Origin of the sequence: Chelatococcus sp. HY11, assembly GCF_018398335.1 — a bacterium.
In the GTDB taxonomy this organism is placed as follows: domain Bacteria; phylum Pseudomonadota; class Alphaproteobacteria; order Rhizobiales; family Beijerinckiaceae; genus Chelatococcus.
Map to the genome: position 1 here is coordinate 1,465,802 of NZ_JAHBRX010000001.1, position 16,938 is coordinate 1,482,739.

Consider the following 16,938-nt stretch of genomic DNA (forward strand, 5'->3'; position numbering starts at 1 on the left):
GTGAAAGCCCTCAGGTTAATCAAGGAAACGATAAGTGGGCAGCTCTCGCCCGGCGACTATCAATCGTCCCGGGGATCGCGCTCAGCGTGAGCGTTTGAATGCGGATGATGATCCCCATGAGCGTGACCATGGTGATGATGGTGATCCGAATGACCATGATCATGACTGTGGCTATGACCATTGTCGCGCCCATGGCTGTGGCCGGAATAGGCACCGCGCACCGGATTGAAATCCGCCACGATCTCCTCGACCTCGGCGCCGAGCCCTTCAAGCATCGCCTTGATGACGTGGTCTCGCAAGATCAGGATACGGTCAGGCTCGATAGCGGCGGCCAGGTGACGATTGCCGATATGCCAAGCGAGTTCCGTAACGTGGATGGGATCATGCCCACGGATTGCATAGAGCTCTTCAGGCGCGGCCGCGATCTCGACGGTCCCGCCACCCTCGATCACCAGCGCGTCGCCAGCCGACAGCACGACCGCTTCCGGCAGATCAACCAGAAGCCTCCGGCCATCGGTCAACGCGATCACGCGCCGTCGCAGATGGCGCTCGTCATGCGGGAGGATCGCCCGGCCGTGGCTCGCCCCATGATTTGTGCCTGTTTCCGATGCCCGCCTGAGGGCTATTGCTCTCAGCATTGTACCACCTTCGCTCACGTCACCTTCACTCGACACCACATTCGTGTCCATCCACAAGCAAGCTGGACATGCGCCACTCGAGCCATGAGATTAGGGAAGGCCGTTGTTTAGCGCAAATGCCGGTGCCGCACTAGTATATGGGCAGTCGTCATTTCTATATCGGATACAACAGCCGAGATTGCATACTACGGACAAAGACGAGCAGAATCTGAGATGAAATGTATAGCGGTGGGACGTATGGCACAGGCACCGGCTGTGCAGCGCCGCAATCGGCGAATCTGTTTGCCGCAATAGTGGACATATGCGATATATCGACCCCGAAACTAACGCTATCTCCGCGCAACTACTTGGAATGATTTGTTTAATGAGCCGCACATGAATGCATTCATGTCTATTCCTCCCGCGGAGGCTGCGCGGCTGTCAGCCTCCCAGATTGCGCGTGCACGCTATGAAGCCCAGCCCAGCCACTGGCTCGCGGAACTCGAACTCTGGTTCGCGCCGAGCGCGGGTAAGACCCGGCTTATACGCCGGCGCCATTGTGGCCCACTCGTCGTTCAGCGTCCGTTTCACCCGGAAAAAGACGGCACCTGCCATGTCTATCTGCTGCATCCTCCCGGCGGTGTTGCTGGTGGCGACCAACTCAATCTCAGTTTCCATCTGGCCGCCGAAGCGCGCGCGCTGATGACGACACCCGGCGCCACGAAATTCTATCGTAGCGAGCACGGTGCCAGCACGCAGTCGACACGGATCGACATCGGACCCGGAGCGGTCTGCGAGTATCTACCCCAGGAAACGATCGTCTTTGACGGCGCCGACGCCGAGATTGAGGTCAAGGTCTCGCTCGCGTCCAACGCGACCTATGTGGGATGGGATTTCGTGTGCCTCGGCAGGCCCGCAGCCCATGAGCGCTTCGAGACGGGCCGGATCAGCCAGCGCATCGAGATCGCGCGCGAAGGCAAGCCGATCTGGTTCGAGCGGATGGCGCTCGCCGGCGGATCCCCTCTTGCTCAAGCCGCTTTCGCGCTCGCCGGACAACCGACATGGGGCACGATGGTCTATGCCGGTGCCATCGCCGAGGACGCGGCTGAGCGTGTACGCGCCGCCATCGGCGACAGTGGCGAAGGGGCCTTCTCCGTCAGCCAGCTCGAACAGGCCGTCGTGTGCCGCTATCTCGGGCCGCGGGTCGCGGACGGCAAGTCCCTCTTTGCCCGGGCCTGGGATACGCTGCGAACGTCGTGCCAGGGCAAGGCCGCCAGCGCGCCACGCATCTGGGCAACTTGAACGGAATTAACGGCTGAAGCGAGGGAAGGCCATGGAACTTCTTCCACGTGAAAAGGACAAGCTTCTCATCTTTACCGCCGCGCTCCTGGCGGAAAGAAGGAAAGCACGCGGGCTCAAGCTGAACTATCCCGAAGCGGTCGCCTATATTTCGGCGGCGCTCCTCGAAGGGGCGCGGGATGGCCGCACCGTCGCCGAACTGATGTCATTCGGCGCGACCTTGTTGACCCGCGACGATGTCATGGAAGGCGTCCCGGAGATGATCCACGACGTTCAGGTCGAGGCCACCTTTCCCGACGGAACCAAACTCGTCACCGTCCACAGCCCTATTCCGTGAGGTTTCACCATGATCCCGGGCGAATTCTTCATCGAGGATGGCGACATCGAACTCAACGCCGACCGTGAGACGCGGTCCATCGACGTCGCGAACTCGGGCGATCGACCCATTCAGGTCGGCTCGCACTACCATTTCTACGAGACGAACACGGCACTGCACTTCGACCGCGAGAAGGCGCGCGGCTTTCGTCTGAATATCCCAGCCGGAACGGCAGTTCGATTCGAGCCGGGGCAGGCGCGCACGGTCGAATTGGTGGCACTCGCCGGCGATCAGGTCGTCTACGGCTTCAATGCCAAGGTTATGGGAAAGCTGGGGGGTTGAGATGGCGCGTATCACCCGCGAGAACTACGCATCACTTTACGGCCCGACCAAGGGCGACCGGATCCGCCTCGCCGACACCGAGCTTGTGATCGAGATTGAAGAGGACCACACGGTCTATGGCGACGAGGTCACCTTCGGCGGCGGCAAGGTTATCCGCGACGGCATGGGGCAAAGCCAGCGGAATGCGGCCGAGGTCGCCGATCTCGTCATTACCAATGTGATCATCCTCGACCACTGGGGCATCGTGAAGGCCGATGTCGGCGTGAAGGACGGCCGCATCATCGGCATTGGCAAGGCTGGCAATCCCGACATTCAGCCGGGCATCACCATCATCATCGGTCCGGGTACGGATGTGATTGCTGGCGAGGGCAAGATCCTGACCCCGGGCGGCATCGACACCCACATCCACTTCATCGCACCGCAGCAGGCCGAGGAAGCGCTGACGAGTGGCACCACCACGCTGGTCGGCGGCGGCACCGGTCCCTCTGTCGGCACGCTCGCGACCACGGTGACGCCCGGCCCCTGGTACATTCACCGGATGCTCGAGGCGGTCGAGGAATTGCCGATCAACGTCGGCCTGCTTGGTAAAGGTAACGCTAGTCTGCCGGAGCCGTTGCGCGAGCAGGTACGCGCCGGCGCCATCGGGCTGAAGCTCCACGAGGACTGGGGCACGACGCCGGCGGCGATCGACAATTGCTTGGCGGTCGCCGACGAGATGGACGTCCAGGTGGCACTGCATTCGGACACGCTGAACGAGAGCGGTTTCGTCGCCGACACCTTCGCCGCCATGAAAGGACGCGCCATCCACTCGTTCCACACGGAAGGCGCTGGCGGCGGGCACGCCCCGGATATCATCACGGCGGCCGGTGAGGAGAACATCCTGCCGTCCTCGACCAATCCGACGCGGCCCTACACGATCAACACCATCGATGAGCATCTCGACATGCTGATGGTGTGCCACCACCTGAGCCCGCAAATCCCGGAGGACGTTGCCTTCGCGGAATCGCGCATTCGCAAGGAGACAATCGCGGCGGAGGACATCCTCCACGACCTAGGCGCCTTCTCGATGATGTCGTCGGATTCGCAGGCCATGGGCCGCATCGGCGAGACCACGCTCCGCTGCTGGCAGACCGCCCACAAGATGAAGGTGCAGCGCGGCCCCCTGCCCGAGGACAGCGAGCGCAACGACAATTTCCGCTGCAAGCGCTACGTCGCCAAATACACGATCAACCCGGCCATCACCCATGGCTTCGCCCATGAGATCGGCTCGATCGAGGTCGGCAAACGCGCTGATCTCGTGCTCTGGAAGTCGGCCTTCTTCGGCGTCAAGCCGCATCTGGTGCTGATGGGCGGCATGATCGCCACAGCCCCTATGGGCGATCCGAATGCCTCGATCTCGACGCCGCAGCCGGTGCACTACCGTCCGATGTACGGTGTGCTCGGCCGCGCACGCGGCAAGACGGGCGTGACCTTCGTCTCGCAGGCGGCGCTCGACGACAATATCGGTGACAAGCTTCAGCTGCAGAAACAGCTCGTAGCCGTCAAGGGCACGCGCGGCATCCGCAAGAAGGATATGATCCACAACGCGCTGACACCGAAGATCGAGGTCGATCCGCAGAACTATCAGGTCCGTATCGACGGCGAGCTGATCACCTGCGAACCGGCGGAGCAGCTCCCCATGGCGCAACGGTACTTCTTGTTCTGACTGACGGGATTGCGCGGCATGGCGCTGGCGCCATGCCGACGGAACGCAATTTGCTCGCGCTGGTCATCGGAAGGGGGCTTTGATGGACACGAAGCGGGTTCAGAACAATCCGATCACCGCCTTCGGTGACCATGTTCTACGCGGCGTCGGGCAGGTTGTTTTTCAGAACAACCCGATCACCGGCCTGATCATCCTTGGTGCGCTTTTCTTCAATTCCTGGATCTATGGTGCGATTTGCCTTCTGGGGGCGATCGTCGCGACTTTGACCGCCAGGGCGTTGAGAGCGGATGACGGGCTCATCGCCGATGGCCTGTTCGGCTTCAATGGCGCGCTCGTCGGTCTGGCTCTGGTCGCCTTCACGAGTGCCGACTTCCGCACCGGCAGTGTGCCCTCGGTGCATATGTTCATCTACATCGTTTTCGCGGCGGCCATGACGAGCATCGCCTTCGCGACGATCGGCGCCTTGCTCCAGCCCTATAAGGTCGCCGCGCTGACGATGCCGTTCGTGCTGGTGGGCTGGCTTTTCCTCTTCGGGGTCCTAAAATTCGCCAATATCGAAGCTGGCTCGCTCGCCAAGCCGGTATCACCGGACCAGTACGCCCCTGTCGTCACTTATGTCCTGCCCACCTGGTACATGGGCATAGGCAACGCGATCGGTCAGATCTTCTTTCAGGACAACTGGATTTCCGGATATCTCATTGTCCTGGGCATTGCCGTGAATTCCCGCATCAGCGCCGGCATGGCCCTTCTGGGGGCGGCTCTGGCGGCGGCGGTGGCCGCCGTGTTCGGCGGACCGGAAGGCGCGATCCGCGACGGTCTGTTCGGCTACAACGCGGCCCTCACGGCGATTGCCCTCGGCGGGTTCTTCCTGGTGCTCACCTGGCAAAGCGCTCTCTACACGCTTTTCGGCATCGTGGTAACGACGTGGCTCTGGGCTTCGGTTGCGATCTTCCTCAAACCCATCGGCATGCCGGTGCTGACGTCCACCTTCGTTCTCGTGACCTGGCTGATGCTGATCGGAGCCAATGGCTTCAAGGCGCTGATCCCGGTGCTGCCCTCAGCCGCGACAACGCCGGAGGATAACAGGAGACGGCTTCTGCCGCCGATCGCGAATCGCGGCATCGCCCGTTCGACAACAGGCTGATGACCGGCTGCGAGAACCCGAACCCCTTGAACACGCGTTTATCGTGCCAATCGCACGGCACTGGATAGTCTTCCGAAGGAGTGGTGACCGTGGGACTGATTGGGATCCTTGTCGCATTAGCCTTGCTGATATGGCTTGCCTATCGTGGGTGGAGCGTCCTGATGGTTGCTCCGTTAGCAGGGCTAGCTGCGGCGTTGATCGCCGGCGAGCCGCTCCTTCCCCATTGGACGCAGACGTTCATGCCGGGAGCCGCGCGTTTTGTCGCCCAGTGGTTCCCGATATTTCTGTTGGGGGGGCTTTTCGGCAAGCTCATGGACGACAGTGGCTCGATTGCCTCGATCGCCAATTTTCTCACCGAGCGTCTGGGAACAAAGAGGACGATCCTGTCCGTGGTGCTTGCGTCGGCCATCGTCACATACGGTGGTGTCAGCGTTTTCGTCGCGTTCTTCGTTCTCGTTCCGATGGCGCAGCGCATGTTCGAGGCAGCCGATATTCCCCGGCGGCTCATGCCCGCCACCATCGGTCTGGGCGCGTTTACCTTCACAATGACGGCACTGCCGGGAACGCCTTCGGTCAACAACGCGATCCCGATGCCCTATTTCGGGACGACGACCTTCGCAGCTCCTGGTATTGGCATTATCGCGTCGGCGATCACTCTGGCTTTCGGACTATGGTGGCTTGCCCGCCAGGAGACTGCGGCGAGGCTCGCCGGCGAAGGTTTCGGGGCGAAGGCCGAGGTTCCCTCGCCGATCGACCAGAAACTTCGCGATCAGGCCACGGCGACAGGCGATTTCGACACGGCCGAACTCGAGCACGGCGAGCGCGCTGAAAGCTACCCGCCTTTCGCACTGGCCGCGCTGCCGCTCGTCGTCGTCATCGTCGTGAATTTTCTGATGGCACTGGTCGTGCTCCCTCGGCTTGATTTCTCGTTTCTTTCAGAACCAGCTTGGGGAGGGACGACCTTCAACGCAGTTGGCGGTGTCTGGTCGGTGATGCTCGCTCTCGCCGCGGCAAATCTGACCGTCATTCTCGTGAACTTCCGGCGGATGCCCAATCTCATGGCAAGCCTCGATGCCGGGGCGAATTCCGCGGCCCTGCCGATGCTCATGATCGCCAGCCTGGTCGGTTTCGGGGCGATCATCGCGGCGCTTCCGGCCTTCGCCCAGGTTCGGGATGCCGTTCTCTCGATCCCAGGCGGCCCGCTGATCTCGCTCACGGTCGCGATGAATACGCTCGCGGCCTTGACGGGGACGGCTTCCGGAGGCTCGGCGATCGCGCTGAACGCGCTTGGCGCTCATTTCCTCAGCCTGGCGAACACCTATGGCATCGATCCCGCGCTGATGCACCGCATCACAGTCATCAGCGCCGGAACATTGGATGCGCTCCCTCACAACGGCACCGTGCTGATGCTCCTGCAAATCAGCAAGTTGACGCACGCTGAAAGCTATAAAGACATGATCATGACCGTGATAGTCGGCGTGGTCATCTCGCTCATTGCCATCCTCTTTCTGGGAACGTTTGTCGGCTCCTTCTAGAAAGCCGGCCGGGACCAGATACCGGACAATTCACCGCCAGCCTCGGTTTTATTTCTCGGCCAAGGCTGGCTGAGCACTTGCTGCCAGACTGTCGCGGCCCTGCCTCTTCGCATGGTGGAGCGCCCGATCGGCCGCGCCACGGACTTGTCGCGCGCCCTCACGCCGCCGGAAGCCCCTCGTGAGGAACGGCCGTTTTCCGTTGTGGCGCAACAGGCGGTCCCTGTCGTCCCCTCCGAAGACGCCGGGCCTTCGGTTGCGCAATGACGCTAATGCGGTGCGGGAAGAGGTCACCGGGCATCCGCGACCATTAACGGGCTACTGGAGCGCTACCGACGCGGTCATATTCTGTCAGCAATCACTTTACCGGCTTTCATAACAAAAATGACTTCACGAAAGGCCTCGCTGTCATCGAGGGGATTGGTCTCGAGAGCTATCAAATCGGCGGACAGGGAGGCTTCGAGCTGTCCGACCTCCTGATCGATCAGAAGCGTTTTCGCGGCCTGTGAGGTCGCGGCCCGAATGGACTGGACAGCCGAGAGCCCGCCGCGCTGGAGCCAGGAGATCTCCATCCAGGTATCCTCGAAAGGCGTGTCACGGACACCGGCATCGTTGCCGCAGACCATTGGCACGCCAAGCGTGACGAACCTGCCAAAATTCTCCACCATCACATCGAACTGGCGTAACGCGTGGGCTTCCTGCACCGTGGCCGCGCCGCGCGAACGAACGGCATCGAGTGAGCGGGTGGCGGTGGAGAGATTGGCCATCATCGCGGAGCCGCTGTCACGCACAACGGCGGCGACATCGGAATCATAACGGCGAACCATCATGCCGTCGGCGTCGCGTTCATAGAACGCACAATGTTCGAGGCTATCCATATGCGCCTGAGCTGAACGCTTGATACTCTCTGTCGACAGCACATGCGAGACGCTCGGCAGCTTGCGGCGCCGCGCCTCGCTCGCAATGAGGTCGAGCTTGTCTTGCGAAAAGACCGTCTGCACGGGATCAGACCCGGGTGTCATAGCGCCACCACTCGCCATCACCTTCACGCTGCGCCCGCCATCGGCCTCGATGCGGTCGATATGCGCGAGGATTTCGGCGTCGCTTTCGACGATCCCGTGCATGAAATGCAGATGACCCGCGGGAACCGTCATGGGCGGGCCGGAGCACAGGATCGTTGGCAGCGGCACGGGCGCGAGATCGGGCCGGCGCGCCAGGGCGAGCATCGACCAGCTGGAGCCGCAGTCACGGATGGTCGTCACCCCACTCAGGAGCATGCGATGGGCATTGCCCATGGCCCGCATCAGCCGCTCCTCATCGTTTTCAGCGTAGAATTCGTCGAGCGGCTTTGCGGACGCGCTGAATTCGAGATGCACATGGGTGTTGATCAGACCGGGCAGCACATAGCGCCGTCCCATATCGATCACGCGGGCGCCTGCTGGCGGTGTATCCGGCGCTTCTGCGCGCGCGGTGATACGGCCGCCTTCGATGCGCAGCAGGCCGGGCGTGAACCGGCCCTCGTGGTCGCTCCAGAGATGGTCGGCGCGGATCCAGAAACTGTCAGTCATTGTCGATCATGGGGTTGAGGAGCCGGTAGACGACATCGACCAGCATATTAACGATGAGCACGAAGGACGAAGCGACGAGGAGCAGGCCCTGGATCACGGGATAGTCGCGCCGCAGCACGGCCTGCACACCCAGGCTGCCGATGCCGGGGAGCTGGAACAGCGTCTCGGTGATGAAGGCGCCACTCAGCAGCAGTGCCAGGGACAAGCCGATGATGGTGATTATGGTAATGATCGCGTTACGGAAGGCATGCTTGCCGATCACCACCCGTTCCGGAAGGCCCTTGGCGCGGGCCGTGCGGATGAAGTCAGCCTCCAGAACCTGCAACAGGCTGGCGCGTGTCATGCGGGCGAGAAGCGCCGATTGCGACAGTCCGAGCGCGAGCGCCGGCAGGGCCAGGTGATGGAGCCACGGCAGCAGCCCGTCACTCAGCGGCTCATAACGACCGATTGGGAAGAGGCGCCATTCGACGCCGAGCAGATAAATCAGCAGCATGCCGACGACGAATTCCGGGACGCTCAGGAATGTCAGCGACACGCCGATGGTCGAGGCATCCTTCCAGCTGTTCGGCGACAAGGCGGCGATGACGCCTAAGGGAACACCGACGACGATCGCGACCAGAAGGGCAAGGAGACCGAGACTGAAGGTGACGGGCAACCGCTCGATGATGGCATCGGCCACGGAGCGGCCAAGGAAGTACGAATTGCCGAGATCGCCGGTCAAAGAACCGGCGACCCACAGGCTGAGCTGTTCAACATAAGGGCGATCGAGGCCAAGCCTCGCGCGCGCGATGGCCAACCCCTCCGCGCCCGTATCCTGCCCGACGAACCCGGCGGCGGGATCGCCGGGGGTGGCATGCACGATCACGAAGGAGAGGACGCTGACGGCGATCCACATCGGGATGAAGAGGATCAGTCGGCGCACGATCATGTTGAACATGGCAGGTACCGCCGGCCCGGTTATTTCTTGGTCTGGGATACATCCCAGAAGCGCGGCGTGACGTAGAAGGGAACGTATCCCTTTAAGGTGGCGCGGGTGCCTTCCGGCTCGAAATAATCGCCAATGCGGATGATGGGCAGATCATCCCAGACGATCCGCTGCACGTCCTCCCAGGCTTTTTTGCGCTGGTCATCAGCCAAGCCCGAATTGACCTTGGAGAGCGCGCCTTCCATTTCCTGGTTACAATAGCCGAAGGCGGACACCGTGCCGCATTGCAGCGATGACAGAGTCTGGAACGGATCGAGCCGTGGTGACCAGCCGGTCTGGTTGATCGCCCAATCCGCCTTCTCCTGCGCTCGCTTGATCTGAGAGGGCCAGTCCATGAGCTCAAGTTTCACGTTGATGCCCGCCTTTTGCCATTGCGCCGCGAGCGCTTGGCTCGCCTTGAACATCCAGCTGTAGTTCTGGTTTGTAATAAAAACGATCGGCTCGCCGTTATATCCGGCCTCTGCGAGAAGTTTCTTCACCGCATCAGCGTTCGGAGCGTTATAGGTCTGCGCTCCGGCTTGCGAATACCATTGCTTCTGTTCCGGGAAGAAGATGCTCGGCTGGACGCGGTAGTAGTCCTTGCGACCGAAAGAGGCGGCCTGCAGGATCTGCTCCGGGTTGACCGCCGCTTCAAGCGCCTTGCGGAAAGGCTTCTTGGCGATCCATGGGTCCTTGTGATCGAGTTCAAGGAGGATCGCCCAGCGTGGCTTGACGATTTCCACCTTAACTGCCTTGTCACCCTCAAGCTGGGGAACAGCGGTAATGGAGATCGCCTCGGCGAAGTCGAAATCGCCGGTCTGCAGTCCAGCCACGCGCGCTGCTTCCTCCGGCACCGGCAGGAAGTTCACCTCATCCGCGCAAGCGGTCCGCGCACCGCCGAACCCTGTCGGCCCCTTGAAGCGTGGGTCCGTGATGTAATCGGTGAATTTGGTCATGCTGATGCTGACGTCAGGTTGCCAGCGATTGAGCTTGTAGGGACCGGTGCCGATGATATCGGCCCCCGTCACTTCCTTGTCGCCATATTTGGCAACGATTTCCGAAGGGTAGATCGCCACCGTCGGCGACGGAATGGCGAGGTTGCTCAGGAATGGGAAATCCGCTTTCAGGGTGAATTTGACCGTCTTCGGATCGACGGTCTCAACGGATTGCAGGTTCTTGAAGCGCCCCGCGCCAGGCGAGATCTTGAGGAACCGCTGAATGGACGCCGTCACGTCGTCGGCGGTCATCGTCTTTCCATTGTGGAATTTGATTCCATCGCGCAGCGTGAAAGTATAGGTCAGACCGTCATCACTGCGAACCCACTTCTCGGCGAGCTGCGGGATGACCTGATAGTTATCGTCGTAGGTAACAAGAGATTCAAATAAGTAGATCGCCACCTGGCGGCTGGCGTTAGTCGTCGAAAGAATGGCATCCATGGTCGACGCGTTTGTCGTCATCGCGGCCTGAATCTTTCCGCCCTGAACCTCGCAGGCCGCATAGGCGACAGGCGAAGCACCGGCGAGCAGCAGACAGCCAAGCAATGCTGAGACAGGCATGTTCTTCATGTGAGTTCCCCTCTCTTGTTTCATGAGCCGTGGCAGCTCAAATCGTCAGATCGTCCAATCCTGTGGCCCTGATGGGCGCTCGCTGGGGCGCAAATTCGGCAAAGCGCCTTGCTGCGCCCATGTCCTTGAGGCCAATTCCGGTAATGACGCAGGTGATGGTCGCCTCGGGATCGATCTCGCCCCGACGAGCCGCCGCTATCAACGCCGCCGCCGCATAGGCGCCCTGCGGCTCGGCGAAGACGCCTTCCTTTGTCGCGAGCCAGGTCTGCGCCTCGGCGATCGCGTCGGCACCCAAAGGCGTCAGCGTGCCGCCGGTCGCCCGGATCGCTCCGTCGGCCCAGTCGCCATCAAGCGGCAGATAGTAGTCGCCCAAGGCATACGGCTCCTGATGCAACTTGTCGATCGGCGCGAAATTGCGATCGATCCGTTGCCCGCCATGGATGACCGGAATGGACTTTGCCTGCGAAAGGCCGACGAGCTCCTGGAAACCCTTATAGACCCCACCGAGCAGCCCGCCGCCTCCGACGCAACAGTACATCACATCAGGCACCTGGCCGAGGCTCGCCGCGATCTCGAATGCAATGGTCTTCGTGCCCTCGACCATGAACGGATTGACCGGTCGCGCCGAGATCATGGGGACGATGTCACGGGCTGCGCAAAAGGCGCCGAGATCGGCATAGAGCTGCCAGTAGCGGCGGACATGGCCTGGCGTTGGCGCGGGGACAAGATAGAGCTGGGCACCATAGACGCTGATCTGGTCGCGCTTCCCGTCCGCCGTGTCCTCGGCCACCAGAACGATGGCGTCATAGCCCGCCTTGGCACAATAGGCAGACAGCGCGTTGCCGACATTGCCCGAGGATACCGTGGCGTAGCGGTGCCGCCCCCAGGAGCGGCCCATGCTGATCGCGACCGACATCTGGCGGTCCTTGAACGAACCGGTCGGGTTCGATCCTTCCAGCTTGAAGAACAAGTTCTTCAGCCCCAGCTCGCGGGCGAAGCGTTCTGAGCGGACGAGCGGGGTGTTGCCCTCGCCGATGCTGACCACATGCGATGGGTCGAAGGGCGTCAGCACCGCGCCGAAGCGCTCCCACATCGAACCTGCCGTCTTCCAGCGCGCGCCAAACGCCTCAGCCGCCCCCTCGAGGTCGAAGGTCACGCTCAGCTCACCGCCATCGTCCGGCGCGCGCAAGGTCGGACCGATGGGGTATCGCACACCCGTCTTCACATTGGTCAGCCATGCGCGGTTGTTATCGTCGGTCATTGGGATAGCCATTCGTAGGACATGTGTCAGGGAGAGGTCATTGGGGACGACAGGATTTCGCGGCCGCGCACCATCACCCATGCGGGGGTGCGGAACGCCGCGGGATTCTCGAGAGGATTATCAGCGAGGGCGATAAGGTCGGCGCGCAGCCCAGCGCGGATCGCGCCGGCCTCGTGGTCGATCCGCATGGCGCGGGCCACGATGGTCGTGGCGTTGCGGATGGCCTGCAGCGGTGTCAGGCCCGCCTCGACCATCATGACGATCTCTCGCCATGTCTCATCGAAGGGCGTCGCGGCCGTGCCGGCATCGGTGCCGCAGATCATCGGGATGCCCTGATCCGCCATCTGCTTGAAGATCCTCATCATCCGCCGCTCCTGCGCGAGACGGAAATGCTCATGGGGCGTGCCCTCGCCAGTCGCGCGCACCCCTTCCAGGGCCTTCGTGCTGGCTGCGAGCCCCATCATCACGGCCGAGCCGCTGGCGCGGATCGCGTCCGTGACATCCTGGCGATAGACGCGCTCCAGCCAGCCCTCGCCCGTGCGCTCGAAGAAGGCGCAATGCTCGATGCTGTCGAAGCCGGCGCGGGCGCTCCGGATCGTGCCTTCGGACGACAGGCAATGGGAGACCGTCGACATGTCGAGGCTCCGCGCCTCCTCGACCAGCGCGGTGAGCTCAGCCAGCTCAAAGGCCGCGACTTCAGGCAGGGTGCCCGGTGTCATCTGGCCGCCGGTCGCCATGACCTTAGCGCTGCGAGCGCCGGCGGCGCGGGTCTGACGCACGAGGGCCCTCACCTCGTCGCTGGTCGTCGCCTCACCGCCCATATAGTGGAGATGTCCACATATGGCGGTAATCGGCGGGCCGCACATCAGAAGATTGGGAAGCACCGCCTCCCCCTCGTCCGCGGCGGCCAGCATCGCCTGCATCACCGGGATATCGGAGCCGCAGTCGCGCGCCGTGGTGACACCGCTCAACGCCATGACGCAGGCGTTGTCCAGCGCCCGCGCAACACGCTCTTCCGGCGTTTCCGCCAGATAGACCTCCCGCACATTGTCGGTGCCGTTGAAGGCGAAATGAACATGGCTATTCATCAAGCCCGGAAAGACGAGGAGGCTGCCGAGATCTAGAACTTTCGCACCTTTGGCGGCAGGGCGTGACGCCATCTCTTCGCGAGGGCCGACCGCAGTGATCACGCCGTTAGTAACGAGGATGTCCTGCCCGGGCACGACCCCGCCTTGCTCATCAAGAAAAGCCGCAGCCGAACGAATAAGCAGGGCGTCCGTCATCGCTGCCTCCTTTTCGGATCGATCGCCTGGCCGAGCCCATCGCCGAGGAGATTGAGCGAGAGAACCGTGAGGCCGAGGGCAAGACCGGGGTAGAAAATCAGCCAGGACGCGTGCTGAAAGCTCGATCTCGCCTCGCCCAGGATGTTGCCCCAGCTCGGCTCGGGCGGCTGCAGGCCAAGGCCGACAAAGCTCAGCCCGGCCTCGCCGAGAATGGCATAGGCGAAGAGGAACGTTTCCTGCACCATCAGCGCCGGCAGGATCCCTGGCAAGATATGCACGAGCAAAACGCGCGGACGCGACACACCGATCGCCTCGGCAGCCTCCACGTAGGTCTGCTTGCGCAGAACGAGCGCTTCGCCGCGTACGATCCGGGCCGTGCGCGGGATATAGACGAGCGACAGGGCGAGCACGACATTCAGCGCCGTATTGCCGAAAGCCGCGAGAATGGCCAGCGCGAGGAGCAGTGCCGGAAACGCCATCAGCACGTCCATCGAGCGCATCAAGAGGCCATCAAGCCTGCGGATCGTACCGGCGATGAGACCGATGACCGTGCCAACCACAGCCGTAACGAGCATCACCAAAGCACCAATGGCGAGGCTGTTATGGCCACCGAAGACGATACGCGCCAGAAGATCGCGGCCCAACGCGTCCGTACCGAGCCAATGCGCGGCGGATGGCCCGGTCAGGATCATCGCATAGTCGAGCGCCTCGGGATCGAGGGGAACGACGATCGGTAGGCCAAGCAAAAGCAGAATAATGACAGCGAACAGGACGCCACCGGTCAGCAGCGGAAGATTAAGGCGAGGAAAGCGCCGCCTCTTTACGATCTGATCTGCGCTTTCCGCCACGACCATGGATCTGCCTCCAACGGCCTCAGCGGGCCGTTATACGCATCCCAGCGCTCGGATCTCCAGCCTTTTGTTGACGTAGACTTACCTTGAGACAGGCATGACTACGCGGAGCCGGTTCGACCCAGGCCTTTCATTTCGTTTGGTACGCCCAATCGCGGTGTTTTCCGCGCGCAATGATCAAGGCCACGCTAGGCAAGACTTTCTTGCGCCAGTGTTACCATGCAATGCTCCGCTTCCACTACGAATGCGCACCGCCCACTATCGATACCGCCTTGCTTCTTCGGCCCCAACCAGCGACTTGCGTTGCCATACCATTGCATGCCCGGACGCTGGTGCGTGCTTTGTGCCAAGTGGCAACCCGCGCCGCAACGAAGAACAAGAGCCGATAAACCTCCACTCTGTCTTGTATATAGGACAATCTGTCCGTATTATAGACACAATAGAGGGATGCACCCGTGTTTGCAAGGCTGAGGGCGAGCTTCACGGCATGTCGTGATCTTCGCCCGGGGGACTACTGTGAGCGATGAAACACAGCGATCAACCGGCATTGGCCGAACGATCGATATTCTGGAATATTTGAACCGCAAGCGAAGCCCGGTCGGGATTGGTGATCTCGCGCGGGCTCTGAACGCGCCGCGATCATCCATTTACAGCATCGTCGGCCGGCTCGCGGAGGCGGAGATCCTGCAGCTCGACCAGGAAAACAACGTCTTCTTCGGCCGCGCGGTCTATCTCTACGGCGATGCCTATCTCGCGTCCCAGCCGCTGGTGCGGCTCGGACGCGACGAAGTGATCAGATTGTCGCGTGAGACCGGAGAGACGACGCAGCTCTGCATGCTCGTCTCCGCAAAATATACCGTTGCCTTCATGCATCCGGGCGCCAGCCTCTTCCGCATAAGCTCGGAAGTAGGCGTTCTCGTTCCCATTCCCTGGACGGCGTCGGGGAGGCTTCTGATGGGCGGCATGAGTGACGACGAGATCCGGGACCTCATCCCCCCCGAAGACTACGTCCTGCCGAACGGCGCTGTTATCGACCCTACCCAGTTCATCCGGGAAGTGCGCAAGGCCAGCGCCGGCAATGTCATGGAGACGACAGGACTTTCGGATCCCTATACCACATGCCTTGCTTCCGCGGTCTTCGACCACATGCGGATACCTGTTGCCACAATTTGCTTCATGGTGCCGGCCAATACTCCCGGCAGACGCAAGCAGGAACTGCTCCAGCACCTCAGGCAAAGCGCGGACAAAGTCTCCCAGTCGCTGCACGGGCTCCCAAGATAGGCAACGGCTGCTCCTGTCGATGCCCCCACATTGGCGGCGGACGCCCCCACATGGGAAACACTATCTTCATATGCATCCGCCTGAGACCGGGGCATCCCGCAATCGAACACGTCCCCAGGCGCAGCCCGATGCTTGGCTTGGGAGAAAGCAAGAACAGGGTGGGCGTATCGCGATCAACGGATTGGGAATGGCATCGCGAACGATGGCCATTGCAGCCCGCGCTCACTAGAATAACCTGGTGCGTATGCTGTTTTCTTCAGAGTGAATGGGAGACTGTTGGCCATAATGAGCGGATCGACGCAATCATCGGATACTCCCGCGACACCAGCCTTCTCCTTCCATCGCTATGCGGTTGGAGATGCAACCATCGTAGCCGTATTCGACGGCCGTAATCCCATACCGCTCGCGGACGGCTTCGTGCCCAACGCATCGCGCGCCGATGTCAGCGCTGCCCTGGCGGCGGCGGGCGGCGATCCCGATATCGTGCCGATCACCTTCACGCCCATCGTCATCGAGAACGGATCACGGCGTATCGTGATCGACACCGGTACCGGTGAGGCGAATGTCGAGGCAAGCGGCGGCAAATCCGGCTGGTTTCAGACCAATCTCACCGCCGCCGGCATCGACCGGCGTGAGATCGATACCGTCATCATCTCCCACTTCCATGGCGACCACATCAACGGCCTGCTGACACGCGACGGCCATCGCGCCTTTCCCAACGCGGAAATCCTTGTGCCCCAGGCGGAATGGGACTTCTGGATGGACGACGCACGCATGGCCGCCGCGCCGAACGACCGCGCCAAGGCTGCCTTCGCCAACGCGAGACGCGTGTTTGACCAGTTGAATCGTCAGGTTACGCATTACGCCTGGGACAAGGAGGCGGCGCCCGGCATCACGGCCGTCGGCACGCCCGGCCACACGCCGGGTCACACCTCGTTCCGGGCGAAGTTCGGCGGAGAAACGGTGTTTATCCAGTCGGATGTCACCAATCTTCCCGCGCTGTTCGCGCGTCACCCGCACTGGCAGGCCGCCTTCGATTATGACGGCGAGATGGCCGTCGCGACACGGCTCAGGATCTACACGGAATTGGCGGCCGCAGGTACACGAGTGCAGGGCTTTCACTATCCCTTCCCGGGACTGGCCCGGTTGGAAAAGCTCGCCGATGGCTTCAACGCAATTCCCGTGTCGGCGTGAAGGTCGGCGGGGCGGT

At 61.9% G+C, this 16,938-nt stretch carries 15 protein-coding genes; 8 read left to right on the top strand and 7 right to left on the bottom strand.

The window, feature by feature from the left end; genetic code table 11:
- Positions 1 to 59: 59 nt before the first annotated feature.
- On the bottom strand, positions 60 to 638 hold the full coding sequence (locus KIO74_RS06900) for an urease accessory protein UreE (protein ID WP_213331310.1): 579 nt from the start codon (positions 636 to 638) through the stop codon (positions 60 to 62).
- Between the two features lie 387 nt (positions 639 to 1,025).
- On the opposite strand from KIO74_RS06900, the gene KIO74_RS06905 reads away from it, so the two are divergent.
- The 6 genes from KIO74_RS06905 to KIO74_RS06930 all read left to right on the top strand — a co-directional run bounded on the left by KIO74_RS06905 (position 1,026) and on the right by KIO74_RS06930 (position 6,958).
- Positions 1,026 to 1,919, top strand: a complete 894-nt coding sequence (locus KIO74_RS06905; RefSeq protein WP_213331311.1) for an urease accessory protein UreD — start codon at positions 1,026 to 1,028, stop codon at positions 1,917 to 1,919.
- Between the two features lie 31 nt (positions 1,920 to 1,950).
- Positions 1,951 to 2,253, top strand: a complete 303-nt coding sequence (gene ureA, locus KIO74_RS06910; RefSeq protein WP_213331312.1) for an urease subunit gamma — start codon at positions 1,951 to 1,953, stop codon at positions 2,251 to 2,253.
- Between the two features lie 9 nt (positions 2,254 to 2,262).
- Positions 2,263 to 2,574 carry an urease subunit beta gene (locus KIO74_RS06915; RefSeq protein WP_213331313.1) on the top strand — a complete coding sequence of 104 codons (312 nt, stop codon included), beginning with the start codon at positions 2,263 to 2,265 and terminating at the stop codon, positions 2,572 to 2,574.
- A 1-nt stretch (position 2,575) separates the two neighbouring features.
- On the top strand, positions 2,576 to 4,279 hold the full coding sequence (ureC, locus tag KIO74_RS06920) for an urease subunit alpha (protein ID WP_213331314.1): 1,704 nt from the start codon (positions 2,576 to 2,578) through the stop codon (positions 4,277 to 4,279).
- Positions 4,280 to 4,361: 82 nt separating this feature from the next.
- Entirely contained in the window at positions 4,362 to 5,423 is a 1,062-nt protein-coding gene (locus KIO74_RS06925) for an urea transporter (RefSeq protein WP_213331315.1), read from the top strand.
- Between the two features lie 89 nt (positions 5,424 to 5,512).
- Entirely contained in the window at positions 5,513 to 6,958 is a 1,446-nt protein-coding gene (locus KIO74_RS06930) for a GntP family permease (protein ID WP_213331316.1), read from the top strand.
- 338 nt (positions 6,959 to 7,296) lie between these two features.
- Here KIO74_RS06930 and KIO74_RS06935 read toward each other — a convergent pair whose 3' ends face one another.
- From KIO74_RS06935 to KIO74_RS06960, 6 genes are read right to left on the bottom strand one after another with little or no spacing between them, the layout of a single operon-like run.
- Positions 7,297 to 8,523, bottom strand: a complete 1,227-nt coding sequence (locus KIO74_RS06935; RefSeq protein ID WP_213331317.1) for an amidohydrolase family protein — start codon at positions 8,521 to 8,523, stop codon at positions 7,297 to 7,299.
- Positions 8,516 to 9,460, bottom strand: coding sequence for an ABC transporter permease (locus KIO74_RS06940; RefSeq protein WP_213331318.1), 945 nt, complete (start codon positions 9,458 to 9,460; stop codon positions 8,516 to 8,518). Before KIO74_RS06940 ends, KIO74_RS06935 begins: the two co-directional genes overlap by 8 nt.
- 20 nt (positions 9,461 to 9,480) lie before the next feature.
- Positions 9,481 to 11,052 carry an ABC transporter substrate-binding protein gene (locus KIO74_RS06945; RefSeq protein ID WP_213331319.1) on the bottom strand — a complete coding sequence of 524 codons (1,572 nt, stop codon included), beginning with the start codon at positions 11,050 to 11,052 and terminating at the stop codon, positions 9,481 to 9,483.
- A gap of 37 nt (positions 11,053 to 11,089) precedes the next feature.
- The gene (locus tag KIO74_RS06950; RefSeq protein WP_213331320.1) at positions 11,090 to 12,313 is read right to left on the bottom strand and encodes a pyridoxal-phosphate dependent enzyme; all 1,224 of its coding nucleotides are present in this window, start codon (positions 12,311 to 12,313) and stop codon (positions 11,090 to 11,092) included.
- 26 nt (positions 12,314 to 12,339) lie between these two features.
- Positions 12,340 to 13,596 (bottom strand): amidohydrolase family protein, encoded by a 1,257-nt coding sequence (locus KIO74_RS06955; protein ID WP_213331321.1) that lies wholly within the window; start codon positions 13,594 to 13,596, stop codon positions 12,340 to 12,342.
- Positions 13,593 to 14,450, bottom strand: coding sequence for an ABC transporter permease (locus tag KIO74_RS06960; protein ID WP_213331322.1), 858 nt, complete (start codon positions 14,448 to 14,450; stop codon positions 13,593 to 13,595). The genes KIO74_RS06955 and KIO74_RS06960 overlap by 4 nt, the downstream gene beginning before the upstream one ends.
- Positions 14,451 to 14,963: 513 nt before the next feature.
- Between KIO74_RS06960 and KIO74_RS32420 the strand changes: the two genes are divergently transcribed.
- The gene (locus tag KIO74_RS32420) at positions 14,964 to 15,728 is read left to right on the top strand and encodes an IclR family transcriptional regulator (RefSeq protein WP_213331323.1); all 765 of its coding nucleotides are present in this window, start codon (positions 14,964 to 14,966) and stop codon (positions 15,726 to 15,728) included.
- A gap of 285 nt (positions 15,729 to 16,013) precedes the next feature.
- On the top strand, positions 16,014 to 16,922 hold the full coding sequence (locus KIO74_RS06970) for an MBL fold metallo-hydrolase (RefSeq protein ID WP_213331324.1): 909 nt from the start codon (positions 16,014 to 16,016) through the stop codon (positions 16,920 to 16,922).
- Positions 16,923 to 16,938: the final 16 nt, after the last annotated feature.

Excerpts from the sequence above, each read along its gene's own strand:
- KIO74_RS06900 (WP_213331310.1), bottom strand. The coding sequence starts at position 638 with ATGCTGAGAGCAATAGCCCTCAGGCGGGCATCGGAAACAGGCACAAAT.
- KIO74_RS06905 (WP_213331311.1), top strand. The coding sequence starts at position 1,026 with ATGTCTATTCCTCCCGCGGAGGCTGCGCGGCTGTCAGCCTCCCAGATT.
- ureA (WP_213331312.1), top strand. The coding sequence starts at position 1,951 with ATGGAACTTCTTCCACGTGAAAAGGACAAGCTTCTCATCTTTACCGCC.
- KIO74_RS06915 (WP_213331313.1), top strand. The coding sequence starts at position 2,263 with ATGATCCCGGGCGAATTCTTCATCGAGGATGGCGACATCGAACTCAAC.
- ureC (WP_213331314.1), top strand. The coding sequence starts at position 2,576 with ATGGCGCGTATCACCCGCGAGAACTACGCATCACTTTACGGCCCGACC.
- KIO74_RS06925 (WP_213331315.1), top strand. The coding sequence starts at position 4,362 with ATGGACACGAAGCGGGTTCAGAACAATCCGATCACCGCCTTCGGTGAC.
- KIO74_RS06935 (WP_213331317.1), bottom strand. The coding sequence starts at position 8,523 with ATGACTGACAGTTTCTGGATCCGCGCCGACCATCTCTGGAGCGACCAC.
- KIO74_RS06940 (WP_213331318.1), bottom strand. The coding sequence starts at position 9,460 with ATGTTCAACATGATCGTGCGCCGACTGATCCTCTTCATCCCGATGTGG.
- KIO74_RS06945 (WP_213331319.1), bottom strand. The coding sequence starts at position 11,052 with ATGAAGAACATGCCTGTCTCAGCATTGCTTGGCTGTCTGCTGCTCGCC.
- KIO74_RS06950 (WP_213331320.1), bottom strand. The coding sequence starts at position 12,313 with ATGACCGACGATAACAACCGCGCATGGCTGACCAATGTGAAGACGGGT.
- KIO74_RS06955 (WP_213331321.1), bottom strand. The coding sequence starts at position 13,596 with ATGACGGACGCCCTGCTTATTCGTTCGGCTGCGGCTTTTCTTGATGAG.
- KIO74_RS06960 (WP_213331322.1), bottom strand. The coding sequence starts at position 14,450 with ATGGTCGTGGCGGAAAGCGCAGATCAGATCGTAAAGAGGCGGCGCTTT.
- KIO74_RS06970 (WP_213331324.1), top strand. The coding sequence starts at position 16,014 with ATGAGCGGATCGACGCAATCATCGGATACTCCCGCGACACCAGCCTTC.